General features: G+C 59.6%; 14 protein-coding genes. 4 read left to right on the top strand and 10 right to left on the bottom strand.

All coding sequences use genetic code 11. The features are described from left to right. Nucleotides 1-426 precede the first annotated feature (426 nt). On the bottom strand, nt 427-1,557 hold the full coding sequence (locus tag AC6I6H_RS17415) for a GNAT family N-acetyltransferase (protein WP_497955263.1): 1,131 nt from the start codon (nt 1,555-1,557) through the stop codon (nt 427-429). Between the two features lie 356 nt (nt 1,558-1,913). Here AC6I6H_RS17415 and AC6I6H_RS17410 point away from each other — a divergent pair, with 356 nt between their 5' ends. Then, entirely contained in the window at nt 1,914-4,403 is a 2,490-nt protein-coding gene (locus AC6I6H_RS17410; RefSeq protein ID WP_497955262.1) for a S1C family serine protease, read from the top strand. 172 nt (nt 4,404-4,575) lie between these two features. Here AC6I6H_RS17410 and AC6I6H_RS17405 read toward each other — a convergent pair whose 3' ends face one another. The 3 genes from AC6I6H_RS17405 to AC6I6H_RS17395 form a co-directional block, all read right to left on the bottom strand. Next, the gene (locus tag AC6I6H_RS17405; RefSeq protein ID WP_497955261.1) at nt 4,576-5,247 is read right to left on the bottom strand and encodes a GNAT family N-acetyltransferase; all 672 of its coding nucleotides are present in this window, start codon (nt 5,245-5,247) and stop codon (nt 4,576-4,578) included. Continuing rightward, nucleotides 5,228-5,872, bottom strand: coding sequence for a GNAT family N-acetyltransferase (locus tag AC6I6H_RS17400; RefSeq protein WP_497955265.1), 645 nt, complete (start codon nt 5,870-5,872; stop codon nt 5,228-5,230). The genes AC6I6H_RS17405 and AC6I6H_RS17400 overlap by 20 nt, the downstream gene beginning before the upstream one ends. A 224-nt stretch (nt 5,873-6,096) precedes the next feature. Continuing rightward, a complete protein-coding gene (locus AC6I6H_RS17395; protein ID WP_497955260.1) occupies nt 6,097-6,969 on the bottom strand; it encodes a carbon-nitrogen hydrolase family protein in 873 nt (290 codons plus the stop codon). 133 nt (nt 6,970-7,102) lie between these two features. Between AC6I6H_RS17395 and AC6I6H_RS17390 the strand changes: the two genes are divergently transcribed. Continuing rightward, nucleotides 7,103-7,741: a rhomboid family intramembrane serine protease gene (locus AC6I6H_RS17390; RefSeq protein ID WP_497955259.1), complete on the top strand. Its 639-nt coding sequence runs from the start codon at nt 7,103-7,105 to the stop codon at nt 7,739-7,741. 14 nt (nt 7,742-7,755) lie between these two features. Here the strand turns inward: AC6I6H_RS17390 and AC6I6H_RS17385 are convergent, their stop codons facing one another. Continuing rightward, complete coding sequence (locus AC6I6H_RS17385) at nt 7,756-8,532, bottom strand: MBL fold metallo-hydrolase (protein WP_497955258.1); 777 nt, start codon at nt 8,530-8,532, stop codon at nt 7,756-7,758. A 288-nt stretch (nt 8,533-8,820) separates the two neighbouring features. On the opposite strand from AC6I6H_RS17385, the gene AC6I6H_RS17380 reads away from it, so the two are divergent. Beyond that, on the top strand, nt 8,821-9,258 hold the full coding sequence (locus AC6I6H_RS17380; RefSeq protein WP_497955256.1) for a response regulator: 438 nt from the start codon (nt 8,821-8,823) through the stop codon (nt 9,256-9,258). 156 nt (nt 9,259-9,414) lie between these two features. Here the strand turns inward: AC6I6H_RS17380 and AC6I6H_RS17375 are convergent, their stop codons facing one another. From AC6I6H_RS17375 to AC6I6H_RS17360, 4 genes are all read right to left on the bottom strand, one after another. Further along, on the bottom strand, nt 9,415-10,518 hold the full coding sequence (locus tag AC6I6H_RS17375; RefSeq protein WP_497955255.1) for a DUF4253 domain-containing protein: 1,104 nt from the start codon (nt 10,516-10,518) through the stop codon (nt 9,415-9,417). A 198-nt stretch (nt 10,519-10,716) separates the two neighbouring features. Then, the gene (locus AC6I6H_RS17370; protein WP_497955254.1) at nt 10,717-10,923 is read right to left on the bottom strand and encodes a FeoB-associated Cys-rich membrane protein; all 207 of its coding nucleotides are present in this window, start codon (nt 10,921-10,923) and stop codon (nt 10,717-10,719) included. A gap of 18 nt (nt 10,924-10,941) precedes the next feature. Then, entirely contained in the window at nt 10,942-12,948 is a 2,007-nt protein-coding gene (feoB, locus tag AC6I6H_RS17365) for a ferrous iron transport protein B (RefSeq protein WP_497955252.1), read from the bottom strand. Next, nucleotides 12,945-13,172, bottom strand: coding sequence for a FeoA family protein (locus AC6I6H_RS17360; protein WP_497955251.1), 228 nt, complete (start codon nt 13,170-13,172; stop codon nt 12,945-12,947). The genes feoB and AC6I6H_RS17360 overlap by 4 nt, the downstream gene beginning before the upstream one ends. Before the next feature lie 265 nt (nt 13,173-13,437). Between AC6I6H_RS17360 and AC6I6H_RS17355 the strand changes: the two genes are divergently transcribed. Continuing rightward, nucleotides 13,438-13,629: a hypothetical protein gene (locus AC6I6H_RS17355; protein ID WP_497955250.1), complete on the top strand. Its 192-nt coding sequence runs from the start codon at nt 13,438-13,440 to the stop codon at nt 13,627-13,629. Between the two features lie 107 nt (nt 13,630-13,736). Here the strand turns inward: AC6I6H_RS17355 and AC6I6H_RS17350 are convergent, their stop codons facing one another. Next, a complete protein-coding gene (locus AC6I6H_RS17350) occupies nt 13,737-14,777 on the bottom strand; it encodes an alpha/beta hydrolase (protein WP_497955249.1) in 1,041 nt (346 codons plus the stop codon). Nucleotides 14,778-14,810: the final 33 nt, after the last annotated feature.

Here is a 14,810-nt window from a genome sequence, read left to right as displayed (position 1 = left end):
CAAAATAGGAAGTATTGGGCCACGTGTTATTTTCTTGGCAGCAAGAGCAGTCATAGCGTAATACCGCCGCATGGGAAGACAGCTCGAAAGGACGAACACGCATGGGAAGACAGCTCGAAAAGACGAACACGCATGGGAAGAAAGCTCGAAAGGACGAACACGCATGGGAAGAAAGCTCGAAAAGACGAGCACACATGGGAAGACAGCTCGCTAAAACGAGTGCCCGAAGCTCGGAGCTCGAAGCCCAAACTCCGCCTTCCGCTAATCCGCCAGCCGCCGAAGACTCCAATGAACAAGAGAAAAACCGGAGCAGGGCCGGGAATGTCTTGCTCCCCGCTGCCGGTTCTCATATTCTTGCGCTAAAACGTCACCTGTTCCTTTGGTAATGCCTGCTTTTGCAGCAGCTCCTTTTGTGCATGCGCGCGGCTATACGTAATGCAGCCCGTTCTCATAGGGCAGCGGGAGCGGGAACCAGCCGGCTGCGGCTTCACGCAGCTCGGGGTCGGCGACCGCCGCCCGGTGCGGGTCGAACAGCAGGGAGGCGATTTCCCGCTCGTCCACCGCAAACCGACGGCCGCGCAGCACGACCGCCACGCGCCCGTCCGCTTCGCGCGTCAAGCCAAAGCCGCCGTCCTGCGCTTCCGGCGGCAAGGCGGGCAAAAGCTGCTCCGCCAGCCGTTCGGGGCTGATCAGCTTTACGGTGTGAGCCGGCCGCTCCGGCTCGCTTTCCGCCGCTACAGGACGCAGCGCTTCCGCCAGGGCGTCCTGATGCCAGGGCACGGGAAGCTCCAGCGACTGCAAGCCGTATTCGCCAACGGCATGGGCAAGAAGCGCGGCGGCCGCCCGGCCGTCCCCGCCCCAATCAATCAGCCGGGGCTCCCGAACGCTGGAGCCGTAAGGAATGCCGATGACGGCATAGGCTTTGGCCTGGCCCGCTTCCTCGGCGATCACGATCTTCTGGCGCTGCTTCAAGATGCTTGCATAGGCTTCCGCCCGCGCCAAAGCGGCCCATTCCCACAGCGACGTCTCAAAATAGGCTTGGCCCGTCCGGGACAGCGCGTGAAGCCGAAACCAGTCGGTCTCCGCAGCCTCGCGGAACGAGAGGGCTTCCCCCGCCATCCGGGCCGAGCCGCACGTATCGGGCGTCATGCGGAATACTCTCGCTCCTCCAAACAGAACGCAGCCCGCCCGGGTATAAAGCGAGCGGCCGCCCGACACGAACAGCAGCGACGCGCCGGCTTCTTCGGCGTGCCGGATGATCCGGCTCAGCACCTCTCCGGCCAGTCCCTTGCCGCGGCTGGCTGCCGCGGTATAAACCGACCCCAGCTGGCAGACCTGGAGCCGGGCTTCCCCGATGCGCAGCTGCCGGGGCACCAGGCCCATGAAAGCGGCGAGTTCTCCTTCCTCAAACGCTCCGTAGGATTGAATCAAATAGGGCGTAAAAATATTCGGAAACGCTTCGCCCATCGAGGACTGCTCGCTGTCGCGAAACGTCAGATCCGACAAACGGGCCGCTTCGGCCAGTTCTTCGGGGCGGACCAAACGTACTTCTGTCACTAAGATCACGTCCTTCTCGGCCCGGTTTGCCCGGGCCCGGTTTGGAGCCTCATCCGCATGCGCCGCTTCTTCCGTCGCGAAGCGGTCCGCCGACCGTTTCCTATTCGGACGCTCAAGGCCGGATGCGGCTCTTGCTGTTGGTTTCTTCCTCATTATACCACGCACGCTCCCCTTTTCGGCCAATCCCCCTCCGCCGGTTTCTCCGCCCTTCCCGCTATTCCCCGCGTACCGACAGATGAGAAAGCACCGCGGCCGGACCCTCCCGGGACAAATTGGCTATCCGGCAGGATTTTGGATCAGGCTGTGGAATTATTCTCAAAGCTGTTATCCAAACGGATAGAGAGGGAGTCCTGCTGATGAAAAAGAACCTGCTGCAAGCCAAAAAAAACCTGCTTGCAGCCCTGAGCCTGTCGCTTGCGCTTTCCGCCGGCGCCGCCGCCGGAACCGCAAGCGCCGATTCCGCCATTGTCCAAAGCGGACGCCCGACTTCGGCTATCTCCGCCGTCATCGACAAGGTGACCCCGTCCGTCGTCGCCATCATAGGCAAGCCGGTCTACACGGAGGAAGACGCGGACAACCGGTATGACCTCAGCCACGGCACCGGGGTCGTCGTCCGCTCCGACGGGGTCATCATGACGAACGCCCACGTGGTCAAGGACATGAAAAACCTGAACGTCGTCACCTCCGACAGCAAGTCGTATACCGCGCGGATTACCCATTACGACGAGGAAAGCGATCTGGCTCTGCTCAAAATCGACGCCGCAGGCCTGACCCCCGCGGTCTTCGCCAAACCGGGAGACATCCGGGTAGGCGACAGCGTCATCGCCATCGGCACGCCGATTTCCTTCGCCCTGCGCAACTCCGTCACCATGGGCATCGTCAGCGGAATGGACCGTTCCGTCAGCTCCCGTTATCAGCTGATCCAGACCGATGCGGCGATCAACCCCGGCAACAGCGGCGGTCCCCTGGTCAACCTGCAAGGGGAGGTCGTCGGCATCAATACGCTGAAATTCAGCGACATCGGGGTGGACAGCCTTGGCTTCGCCATTCCCGCCGACACCGCAGCGTACGTGCTGGATCAGTTTTTGCAGTACGGCCGGGTCAAACGGCCCGATCTCGGGCTGGACCTGGAGGAAAGCTGGGAGGCGCTGGTCGGCCTGCCGACGAAGCAGTCCCTCGGCGTTTCATATGTCGATCCCGATTCGCCCGGAGCGAAAGCCGGGATCAAGGAAGGCGATTTTGTGCTGGCGCTGGACGGCAAAGCCGTGGATACCCTGGTCAGCTTAAACGAGCTGCTGAAGCGGTACCTGCCCGGCCAAACCGTCCGCGTTACCGTGAAATCGGGAACCGCCGTTTCCGAACGCAGCCTGGTGCTGGGAGAGGAAAAGGCCGGAGCGAAGTGGGAAACCTCCGAGGACGGCTCTTACATCGACTCCGATGAAGGCAAAACAAAAATCGGCGACAGCCAAAACGGCTGGTCGATGAAGTACCCGGCGGGCCTCATCCTGAACAACGACTACAAGATGCAGGACAGCGTGATGTTCGCCGACGCCAAAGAGGAATACCTGATCAGCATTCGCGTCGAAAAGCAGCAGAGTCCCGATCTTTCTCCCACGGGCCTTCTCCGCAGGCTCGCACTGGCGGAACAGACCGGCACCACCTTGGAAAAACGGTACGTCGAGGACGTCCCCTATCCGTACGCCAAGCTCGCGGGCAATCTCACCGAAGGCTCCTATTACCAGACCCGCGCGTTTTTGAAGGGAGACACGATTTATTACGCGTCGCTCTATCTGTCCGGCAGCGCCCTTTCGGCCAACACATCCAAACGCAACGCTTACCTGGAGCTGCTCGGCTCCTTCCAGCCCGTTTTTGACAAGAACGACCCCGCGCTCAAAGACATCGGCAGCGCCAAGAAAATGAAGCCCGTGTCGAGCGATTACGGCGTCGCTTTTGAAGTGCCTTCCGACTGGACGCAGGCGCCTTGGTCGGAAGGGGTGGAGTTCGCCAGCGACGATTACAACCGCTCCTTGTCCGTGGCCGTGACCTCGGCCTCTTCGGGAGATACGCTGAACGCCTGGGTAACCCGCAACGAGGCTTACCTGAAGAACACTTACGTAGCGGGTTACTACAGCATCGGCAAACGCGAAGCGTTCCGGCTTTCCGATACCCCGGCCGTCGCCAACACCTACACGTATACAATGGGCGACAAATGGTGGGCCTCCACCGAGATCTATTTCATTAAGGACAAGTATAAATATCATTTTGTTTTGAGCTATCCCAAAGCCGACGCCGAGGAAATGAAGCCGGCCATCGCCGACATGCGGGCGTCCATCCGCATCGACAAGTCGCTGATGAGCGAGTCGCTCGGGTATATCCAGGACGACCATGAATTGGCGGACCCCGGACGGCTTGTCACCTTTGCCAATAAAAAGTACAAATACGAGCTGAAGGTGCCGGAAACCTGGGAGTCCGACTTTTCCGACCAGGGGAACGACATCAAAACGGCGGATTTCTATTTCCCCGGGTCTCTTTTCTCCGTGGAAGCCAAAAGCGGTTCGAAGTACGCGGATGTGCTGAAAAGCGAAGAAGCCCGGCACAAGAAAAAGAAGCTGGAGGACCCCGATTACAAATACACCTCCGTGGAAAAAACGCTGTTCGGCGTCAAAGGGCGCAAAATCGAGGCGTCGGGCAAATCGGGCAATATCCCGTATCAGATGACCGAATACATTTTCGCGAAAAACGGCATAACCTACGTCATCACCATTGACATCAACAACGCCACCCGGACGCCGGACGTGCTGGCCCAGACGGAAAAGGCGTTTGCCTCCTTCAAGCTGCTTCCTTAAGCGAGGCCATCGGTTCCCTCATGGCGCTTTGCCGCCCGGCTCAAAGGAGATCCGGGCACCCGCTCGTTATATCGCTTCATCCAGCGGCATGAAAAAATCCTCCCGTTCCGCCTGCGCGGTACCGGAGGATTTTTTTCGTTCGTGCGGCGCTCCCCAAAAAAAGAACCGGGAGTCAGATAGGCAGCAAACGCACGTTATCCCGCCGTTCCAGATCGGCGATCATGTCGTGCCAACCCTGCGGTTTGTTTGGAAGCACGCTGTAATACCTCTTGAGAAAAGCGACGAGCAGCCCGGCCGGCAGCTCCTCCGTCTCCTCTGCGAAGGGCAGAAAGCAGAAGTCGAGCGCCGTTACCGCCTCCCCGTCGTTTTCCCAAGAAGGATGTACGTAAGGGAAGTCCAATTTTTTATAGCCCAAGTGGGACAGCACTTCCCGCCGGACAAACGGGTCCATCGGCTTGATTCCGCCAAAGGCGTGGTCCTTCATACGGTATGGATCATAAATCTCCGCGAACATGCCGAGCGCGGGGCGGCCGCTTTCGGCGATCCAGGCCCGCAGGTCCTCCATCCGCTTGCGCGCCAAAAACGCGCCAACGCCAAGGCCCTCCCGGCCGATGATCGTGAAGTCGGTCATCGCCACGCCGAGATCGGCGAAATAGCGGTATTCGGTCGCTCCGACAGCCTCCCCCTCATGGACGGCCGCATAGACGCGGATCGTCGGGTCCTTGAGGGGCTCCGCCCAAAGCGGCGCTTCCAGCACTTCCTCCGGCGGAAAAATCCGGCTCATCAGATCGTGCAATTTTTGAAAAAGCGGCTGCTTAATGTCGTCAATTCTCGCGTATTCCATCTCGCGATCGGCCTCCTTCGGCAAACGGATTTTTCCATTCCATCAATACCGCGTGGTGGAGGGAATCTTCGTCCTCCAAATAATCCGGCACCACCTGCAGCGGGGTGCGGCCGGCTCGCAGCAGAAACGTCAGCACCGGGTCACGGAGCTCGCCGCTCAGCACCGCCGCCAGATACGCCTCCGGGGACATTTCCCCGGCGCGGGCCCGGTAGCCCGGCATGCGGCCGCCGCCCAGCAGCCGATCCAGGCCAAGCCGGACCACCACCTCGTACATGGACTGCATCAGCCAATACCCCAGCTTCAGCCGACGGAATTCGGGCCGGATGCAGATGTCGACCACATACAGCGTGTTGCCCGCCGGGTTATGGTTGCCGATGTATCCCCCGTCCGTAACGGCTTCCCAGGTATGGAGGGGATGCTCCGGATCGAAGTCGACCCGCAGGGACGTCATGGAGCCGGCCAGCTTTCCCTCTACCTCTACGCAAAGGGCTCCTTCGGGGAACCGGGTCACGTGATTCGTCAACTGCTCCTCGTTCCACCATAGCTCGGGAGGAAACGGAGGCGAAAAGCTTTCCTGCTGAATCCGGATCAGCTCGGCGAAATCCGCCTCCGTGTACCGCCGGATTACCGAGCGGACGGGCCGGTCGTCCTGGAACGCATACCACTCCTTGCGGTATCCGTCCCCGCCGGCCGGCCGGCCGTTCTCCGGTCCCTTTTTTGGCTCGGCATTCCTTGTGACGTGCGGATCTGCGGCTTGGGCTGGATACGGATGTCCTCCATACGGTTCTCCGCTCGTTCCTCCACGCGGTTCTCCGCCCGTTCCTCCGCCCGTCTCCCGGACTGCGCCGTTCATGGCTGTTCCTCCCCGTCCCAGTCCGGGTACAAATCGGTGCGGCGGTCGCGCCAGGTGGTGACGGAGCCTTTTTCGCGCACCTCCTGCAAAAGGGCCAGGTCAAGATCCGCCGTCACCAGCATGTCGCTGTTCACGACGCCTTCGGCCAAAATCCCGCCCGGCGGGAAAGGAATGTCGTTGGGGGTGATGATCGCCGATTGCCCGTAGTTGGCCCGCATGAAGTCGACCGTCGGAAGCGAGCCGACCGTGGACGCCGTGACCACGTACACCTGATTCTCCACGGCCCGGGCATGGCTCGTGTAGCGCACCCGGTGGAAGCCGTGGCGGTCGTCCGTGCACGACGGGCAAAAAATGACGTCCGCACCGCGGGCGCGGGCCATCCGGACCAGTTCGGGGAACTCGATGTCGTAACAGATCAGCACGGCGGCAAGCCCGTACTCCGTCGGCACAAGCCGCAGCTTGTCCCCGGCTCCCATGCTCCACCCCTTGATTTCGGCCGGCGTAATGTGGAGCTTGCGCTGCTCATGCACGACGCCGTCCGGGTCAAACGTATAAGCGGCGTTAAACAGCTTGCCGCCGTCTTCAATGATATGGGTGCCGCCGATGATCAGCATGCCCGTTTCTTTCGCCAGCCCCGTAAAAAGCTTCAGATAGCGTTCCGTAAAAGCGGGAAGCTCGCGGATGGAGAACGCTTTTCCGTCCGTGCCGCCGATGGAAAGCAGCTGCGTCGTAAACAGCTCGGGGTACAGCAGGACGTCCGTTTCATATTCTTCAGCGTTCTTGGCGTAATGGGTCACCTGGGCCGCAAAGTCGTCAAAGGAACGGATCGTTCCCAGGTGATACTGGATGGTGGACACTCGGAATTTCAACGGATTTTCCCCTTTCTCGCACCCGGTTTGCCGGCCGTTTGACATCCCCCGGCCGAATGGGTAAGTTGATTATAACACGCTGCGTGCGGCCTCATAAAAAGCAGCGATTTATTAACCGCAAAGGAATGGTTCCATGCAATTTGTCCGTTATGAAAGCTTTCGCCAATATCTGAAGCTGTATCCGGTCACTTCGTTGATTATCGCTATCAACGTATTGGCGTACCTGGCCATGCTGGTGGCGGACGGCGGGCTTACCGCCTCCACCTCCACGCTGATCGACTTCGGAGCGATCTACCGGCTGGAGCCGGAGCTGGCCTACTACCTCGGCATGGCGGAAACGCCCAGCCCCTGGCGCTACCTGGCCGCCGCGTTTCTTCACATCGGGCCGACGCATCTTCTTTTCAACTGCTTTGCGCTGATTGTTTTCGCGCCGCCGCTGGAACGGCTGCTCGGGCATTTTCGCTACCTGTTCTTCTATTTGGTCGCAGCGGCCGTCGGAAGCATCGCTTCGGTTTTGCTGCATGGTTCCACGTTTGTCGGCGCAGGCGCCTCCGGTGCGATTTACGGCGTATATGCCGCCTATCTGTACATGGCCTTCTTCGGGCGGTTCCGGCTGGACCCCGCTTCGAAGCAAATGATCCTGACCATCGTGGCGGTAGGCGCGGTTTATTCGTTCCTTCCGAACGTGGACTGGCGCGCCCACCTGGGCGGACTTGTCGGCGGCTTTCTGCTGATGGCGCTCCTGTCGCCCCGCCTGAAGCCGCGCTCCTAGAGCAGCGGGCCGCGCTATCCCCGCCGAAGCGGCACCGTCATGCCGCGTTCGGCCAGCCGGACGCCCTCCGGAAGCGGATAAGCGCGGCGGACGTCCACGTCATGGGACAGATGCGTAAACAAGGTCTGCTTCGGCCGCACCTCGGCCAGCAGCTCCGCGGCTTCGACCATGTCATACACCGAACGCGTATCGAACGCGTACGGCTCCTGATAAAAGCTGGTTCCCAGCACAAGCAGGTCCAGCCCGGTCAGAAACGCCTTTTCCTCGCCCTGAAGGTTAATCGAGTCGGGGCAATACACAAAGGCATAATCCGGCTTCTCGAAACGGTACGCGTGCGAGAAGCCGTTTTTGCCGTGGCACACCCGGCGGACGGAAATGCTCCATCCGCACAGCGTCATGCCTTCGTCCGCCTCCCGGTACGCCAGTTGGTTTTCAAGCCAGGGATAACGGTCGCGCACGGCCGAAAGCACCTCTCCCGGCGCGTACAGGGTTCCTTTCCGCTTTGTCCAGCGGCAGGAATCGGCCCATTCCGGCAGGCCAGCCATATGATCAAAGTGGGCGTGCGTCAGGAGGGCCAGCCCCAGCTCCCTTTGACCCAATCCTTCCATTTGTTCGGTCCAGTCCGGGCCCAAATCGATCCAAAGCTCTCCCTCGTCCGAAACCACTTTGACGGCGGAACGAAGCCTCCGGTTAAGCCCGCCGGAACGCGCTTCCGCGCACACCCCGCAGTCGCAATAGACGCGGGGCACCCCCATGGAGTCCCCGTTTCCCAATACAATCAGCTGATCCATGATTCTCTCCTTTTTCCTCTTTCGCCGGCCGGCGCCGCTCCTGCGTTTATCATTTTTTCTAAAAAAAAGCCTATCATCCCTCGGCTATGGTATACTAATTGAGATATAAAACGTTAACGTCCGCCCAAATCCACAAACCCGTCTGCAGAAACCGAACGCGCAAGTCGATCCGGTTCGCCGGATGATTTAGTGGCGCCGTTGACTCCCGGACCGAAACCGAAGTCCGGCTCTCTCTGGCAGGAGATTCATCTCCTCCGGTTCCCTGTGGGGAAAGGAACCTTATTTCTCGTGACCATTCCTTCTAATCCTACCCCCAGCCATCTTCCCGAGCAACCGTCCCAAGCACTCCCCCTTCAAATTCTGGTCGCGGAGGACAACGAGATTAACCGCAGAGTGGCTCAGCTTATTCTGGAGCGCCTTGGTTATGACGCCTGTTATGTCTCCGACGGCAGGGAAGCGGTGGAAGCCGCTCTCGGCAGCCGTTATGATCTTATTCTGATGGACGTGCTCATGCCTGAAATGGACGGCTTTGAAGCCACACGTCTTATCCTGAACGGCCTTGCGCCGGACGAACGCCCGGTGATCATCGCCATGACCGCCAGCGCGCGCCCGGAAGACGAGCAGAAATGCCTCGATGCGGGGATGAACGACTATATCAGCAAGCCCTTTAAGCTGGAAACCGTGTTTCATAAGATTACCAAGCATTTTTCCGGAGCAAAGGGATAAACAAACCTCCAGACCGCACGTTTCATGCGGCTCTGGAGGTTGTTTTATATCGGCGGCGGGGCGGCCCTTATTCAGCTTGTCTGCCTGATCAGGCGGGCAAGTTTTTTTTACCGGACGGATTCCCCACCCTGCCGCCAAACCTCCGCAGGACGGCGTTCAAGTCCAGCGGAGCTCGATGTCGCGGTTTTCCTGGAGCCGAGCGGCAAAGGCCTCCGGCGTTTCGCCGGCCGGGCCGAAATCCGGACAGATTCGCTGCAGCTCGGTCCGCAGCGCTTCGGGGTCCTCCGGCAGAGCGGCCAGCTCAAAGCCGACCGAATCGGTCTCGGCCGCGTACAAGCGGATGCCGCAGGTGCGGTCGAGCGCTTGAAGCGCGCTTACGATGTCTTCCGTGGACAAGTCGCGGACCGGCGCTTCGGTTTGCGCCAGCCGAACGATGTCGAACTGGGACTCGCCTTTGCCGATCGCTACCTCCGCCTCGTCCTTCGTCTCCTCGCCTTCCCAGCGCGTCGTGCCGACAAAAGCGACAAGCTCTTCGGCCAGACGCGGCTGAAGCTTTTCAACCCAGGCCCGCGCCGTCCGCTTGTCCGTTACCGCCGATACGGCGTAAGGATAACGCCGCGTGCCGTTCTCAAAGCTGGAATACGAGCGCGGCTCCTGCCCGGACAGCTGGGCCAGCGCCCGGCCCGCCTCCCAAATCGAGCGGATCGGCGCATCGGTGTCCTGTGCCGAAGCCGGCGATGCAGGCGCGGCCGGTTCGCTTGCCGGGCCGCTCTCCGCCGCCGGCTCCTGCAAGGCCGGCTCCATCGCCGGCGCTCCGCCGTCCAGCGCCTCCGCCAGCGTCTCCGCCGGCGCCGTCGGCTCGCCGCTTTCCGCGCCGGCCGGCGCGCTTTCCGCACCGCCGCCTGCGGGCTCCGCCGCTGCCGCTGGCGCCGCTCCGTCCGCCGGCTCTCCCTCCGGCGCGTCTCCCGCCGCCGGCCCGCTTCCGCCGGCTGCGCCCGCATCCGCTTCGGCCGCTTTAAGCGCCGCCGCCAGCTCCTGCGGGTCCTTCTCGGCGCTCAGCCGCGCCATGCCCGTCGCCTGGAGCTCCTCCTGCGTCGTCTCCGGCGACCAGCGGTACGGCTGGATCGGACGGCGCCCGTTATCCGGCTCCGGCTCCTGCCGCTTCTTGCGGCGGTTCTGCTGCGGCCCGCGCCGCGGAGTTTTGTTTTTCGTCAGCATCAAATACAGAATGGCCACGGCTACGCCGAGCAACAACCACATAAGTTCTTCACTCCCGTTCTCGAATATTCCGCGTTTCTCGCGCGGAACCCTTTTCATTTCATTATTATAACATGTCCGGCCGCACAACCCTACCGAAACGCGATAACCCTCCGTCCCCCATCGTCATACAAAACAGCCCCCGCGCATCCGCGCGAGGGCCGTAAATTGACTTCCCGTTCATCCGTACACGTTTGCCGGTCAGCGTTTGCCGACTGCCGGTTTGGCCGCGCTTTGCAGAAGCGATTTCCCGTCGGACTCGCTGCCGCAGCAGCTGCTCGCGGACGGACAGGTTTTGGAGACGGAGCAGGAGGCGCATTTGCCCTGCCGGCTCTTCTGGATACTGCGGTAGAGCGACCACCCGGCGAATGCAAAGACAAGCGTAGCGAACACAATGCTGAAAATCATGAGCTTCCCTTCCTTTCGTTAACCGAGACCAAGGAGCCTGCCGCCCTGATAGATCACCAGGCAAAGCAGATAAGAGACCGCCAGCGGGTAAAGAACGGAAAACCAGGTCCAGCGGGCCGAAGCGGTTTCCTTCCGGATCGCCCCCACTGTAGCGAGACAGGGAATGTAAAGCAGCACGAATACCATAAAGCTGAAGGACTGCAGGGCGGTAAACTGGCCCGCCAGCATGTTGGAAAGTCCCTCTTCGGGAATATTGTAAATGATGCCCATGGTCGAGACGACCACTTCCTTGGCGGCGAAACCGGTCATCAGGCCGGCGCCGGCCTGCCAGGTGCCGAAGCCGATCGGCGCGAGGAGGGGAGCGAAGATGCCCCCGATCATGGCCAGAAAGCTCTCGTCCATGGCGACGTTAACGCCGCCGGGGCCGGTGTAGGAAAGCAGCCAGATCAGGATCGAGCCGGCAAAGATGAGCGTACCGGCCTTTTTGACAAAGCCTTTGCCCTTCTCCCACGTGCTGCGGGCCAGCGTGCGGACCTGCGGAACGCGGTAAGGCGGCAGTTCAACCACAAACATCGAGCCCTCCTGCTTCAGCAGGGTCGAGGAGAACACCTTGGCCAGCACAAGCGCGACGACAATGCCGAGCAGATAAAGACCGAGCACAACCAGCGCCTGCTGCTGGGCGAAAAACGCGCCGACAAACAGCACATAAATCGGCAGCCGGGCGGAGCAGGACATGAGCGGCGTCAGCAGAATCGTCAGCAGCCGCTCCTTCGGCCGTTCAATCGAACGGGCCGCCATGACGCCGGGAACGTTGCAGCCAAACCCGATGACCATCGGAATAAAGGCTTTGCCGTTCAGCCCGACGGCTTCCATCAATTTATCCATAACCGTGGCGATCCGCGCCATGTAGCCGGAATCCTCGATAAAGGAAATGATGAGGAAGAGGATAAAGATCTGCGGAACAAAGATCAGCACGCCGCCGACACCCGCCACAATGCCGTCCAGCACCATCGCCCGGACAAATTCCGTGGCGCTTGCCGCATCCAGAAGCGCGGTAAACCAATTGGTCAGCGGGCCGGTAAAAAAGGCGTCCAGCAAATCGGAGAGCGGGCTCCCCACCCAATCAAAGGTCAGCTTGAACGTGAGGTACATAAACGCTACGAAGATCGGGATGCCCAGGTACTTGTTCGTGACAATCCGGTCGATTTTGTCGGAGAAGGTGAGGTCGATGTCCGCCTGGTTGGTCACCGCTTCATCCAGCACATGCTGGATGTAATCGGCCCGTTTCTTGCGGATGTACTGCGGCAGCAGCTTGATGTTCGACTGGGCGGCGACCGCCTTCTCGGCGGCGTCCCGAAGATCGGCCAGCCATTGCTTGTCTGCATATTCTTCCAGATAAGAGGTTACGACTTCATTGCCTTCAAAATATTGAACCGCAAGCCAGCGCTTGTTGGCCTTCAGACCGTCCGGCAGTTTGGCCGACAGACGGTCGATGGCGTCCTCCAGCTTGTAGCCGTAATCGATTCGCAATGGCTCGCGCGCTTCCGCCACGCCCTCGGAGACGACCCCGAGAAGCTCGTTCACGCCCTTGCCCGAGCGTGCGACCACCGGGGTAACCGGAGCACCCAGCAGCGAGCCGAGCTTGGCCGTGTCGATATCGATTCCCTGCTGCTTCGCCACATCCACCATGTTCAAGCCGATGACCAGCGGCTTGCCGAATTCGAGAAGCTGCAGCGTCAGATTCAGGTTGCGCTCCAGCTGCGAGGCATCCACTACGTTCAGAACGAGCGAGAAGTCTTCAAACAGCAGGTAGCGGGCGGCCACTCCTTCATCCTTGGACAAGGGATTAATGGAGTAGATGCCGGGCAGGTCGACCAGATAACCCTTTTTGTTGCGGAGCAGGCCCACCTTCTTCTCGACCGTGACCCCCGTCCAGTTGCCGACATATTCGTAGGAGCCGGTCAGAATATTAAAAAGGGAGCTTTTTCCGGTGTTCGGATTTCCGGCCAGCGCAATTTGCATCATGCCGCCTCCACTAGGATTTGCTGAGCTTCCTTGCGGCGAATCGCAATCCGTTGTCCACAGGCTTCCAGCGTATACGGTCCCCTGAACGGAAGCGCCTTTTTGACGGAAATGACGGTGCCTTCCATAATGCCCAAATCGATCAGCCGACGGCGGACCAGAAGATTGACCGAATCCAGGTCCGTGATTCTTACTTTGTCCCCAACCGCGATGTCCGTGAGTTTCATTTCCATCATCCTCTTCATCGCTTAATTGATAATGATTATCATTGGCTCAATTATATACCAGAAAAACAAGCTTTGAAACGATTTTTTTCCCAAATTCTGTTACGATTGCATGAACGATTTTTGGACAAACCCTGAATTATTTCCGCAATAGTGATTATATTCACATACTTTTTCATATTGTTTTCATAAACTGCCCTGTTTCAGCCTGTCCGCTTTCGGGTAAAAAGTAGCGCACGTCTCATTTTTGAGGAGGTTGAACCTTACCGTGGACAAGGAAAAGTTTGATTTGTCGCGCCGGAAACAGGACACTCAGCAAATGGACGGTAGCCTCAGAAGCTTTGTCGAAGACATCACCGAAAATTCCCCGCGCCAGCAGTATCAGGATAACCGCGGCGGCAAAAGCCGGCTGATGGATTCGCAAAACAAGATGATCGACAAGCACAACCTGCGCAAATGACGAAACGCTGACCTAGCCGATGCGACGCCAAAAGCAACAGGAGGGACCCCGAAAGGCCCCTCCTCTATCCTGCTCCCGCCCATTCGGCTGAATGATGCGTTCCTGGCTTATATAGACGGTCCGGCCGCCGCCAGCTTGGCGTTCTCCTGCTGGACGCTGGTGTAAAGGAACTTCATCGCTTTTTGCATGTATTCTTCGTGATAGTATTTGTAGATCAGCTCATGCTGGCCGTCAGGGAGCAGCCACAGCTCGGACTGCGTGCCCGGAAGGCTCTGCTGGGCTTCATAGAAGCTTTTGACGCTCCAGGCGGGCGCTACTTTATCCCGTTCGCCGTGAACCATGAAGATCGGCATGGTGTAAGCCGAGCTCTTCACCTGTCCGGTCGGGATTTCCTTCAGGCTGTGGCCGGTGTAAAGCGGAGACAGCAGGTTCAGCATGAATACGGAAGGCAGACGGGGCAAATCCGCCAGCTTACGCTTCAAATTGTGATACATCGTGTCCGTGTCGAGAATGAAAGTGCTGTCCAGAATCATGCCGTTGATATCGGCGGCGTCCGTAAGCGCGGCCTGCAGCGCCGTTCCCGCACCCATCGAAAAGCCCCAGACATACACCTGTGTATCGCCAAGCGACCGGACATAATCGATCGCGCCGATCAGCTCCTGCGATTCCTGCACCCCTCCGGTGACGTAGTTCCCGGGCTGGGTGAAGCTATAATCGAACATGAGGACGTTAAACCGGTTCTTGTGGAGCTCGTTCGCGATTTTATAGAGCGGAACCCAAGGCTCTTCGCGGTTGCCGCCATAGCCGTGGGACAAAATGACCGTATGGCTTGTGGCGCCCGGGATGTACCAGCCGGAAAGCTTGGTTTTGCCGTTTGCGCTGGCAAATTCCACGTCACTGTAAGCAAGCCCCAGTTCTTTCATCGGATTGGACAGAAGCGCCGGAATAGCGGGCTTTTGCATCCGGTAGAGAAGATAGGCGTAAAACCCGGTCGTCGCGGCGGAAGCAACCAGAAGCAGGGAAAGCAGCACCATGAGCACGACCTTGAGCCTTCGCAGGCCTCGGTTTATTCCCGTTTGCCGGTTAATGTATGCGTTTTCATCCAAAATGACGGGAAAAGGGACGATCGTTGTTTGCGGTGTGCTCATGTTCGTTCTTCCTTCCTGCGGGAGATAAAAAGG

The organism is Gorillibacterium sp. sgz306347 (assembly GCF_059735245.1).
This window is presented reverse-complemented; position numbering and strand designations above follow the sequence as displayed.

Coding starts and splice junctions, on each gene's coding strand:
- AC6I6H_RS17410 (WP_497955262.1), top strand. CDS start 1,914: ATGAAAAAGAACCTGCTGCAAGCCAAAAAAAACCTGCTTGCAGCCCTG.
- AC6I6H_RS17405 (WP_497955261.1), bottom strand. CDS start 5,247: ATGGAATACGCGAGAATTGACGACATTAAGCAGCCGCTTTTTCAAAAA.
- AC6I6H_RS17390 (WP_497955259.1), top strand. CDS start 7,103: ATGCAATTTGTCCGTTATGAAAGCTTTCGCCAATATCTGAAGCTGTAT.
- AC6I6H_RS17385 (WP_497955258.1), bottom strand. CDS start 8,532: ATGGATCAGCTGATTGTATTGGGAAACGGGGACTCCATGGGGGTGCCC.
- AC6I6H_RS17375 (WP_497955255.1), bottom strand. CDS start 10,518: ATGTGGTTGTTGCTCGGCGTAGCCGTGGCCATTCTGTATTTGATGCTG.
- AC6I6H_RS17370 (WP_497955254.1), bottom strand. CDS start 10,923: ATGATTTTCAGCATTGTGTTCGCTACGCTTGTCTTTGCATTCGCCGGG.
- feoB (WP_497955252.1), bottom strand. CDS start 12,948: ATGATGCAAATTGCGCTGGCCGGAAATCCGAACACCGGAAAAAGCTCC.
- AC6I6H_RS17360 (WP_497955251.1), bottom strand. CDS start 13,172: ATGAAACTCACGGACATCGCGGTTGGGGACAAAGTAAGAATCACGGAC.
- AC6I6H_RS17350 (WP_497955249.1), bottom strand. CDS start 14,777: ATGAGCACACCGCAAACAACGATCGTCCCTTTTCCCGTCATTTTGGAT.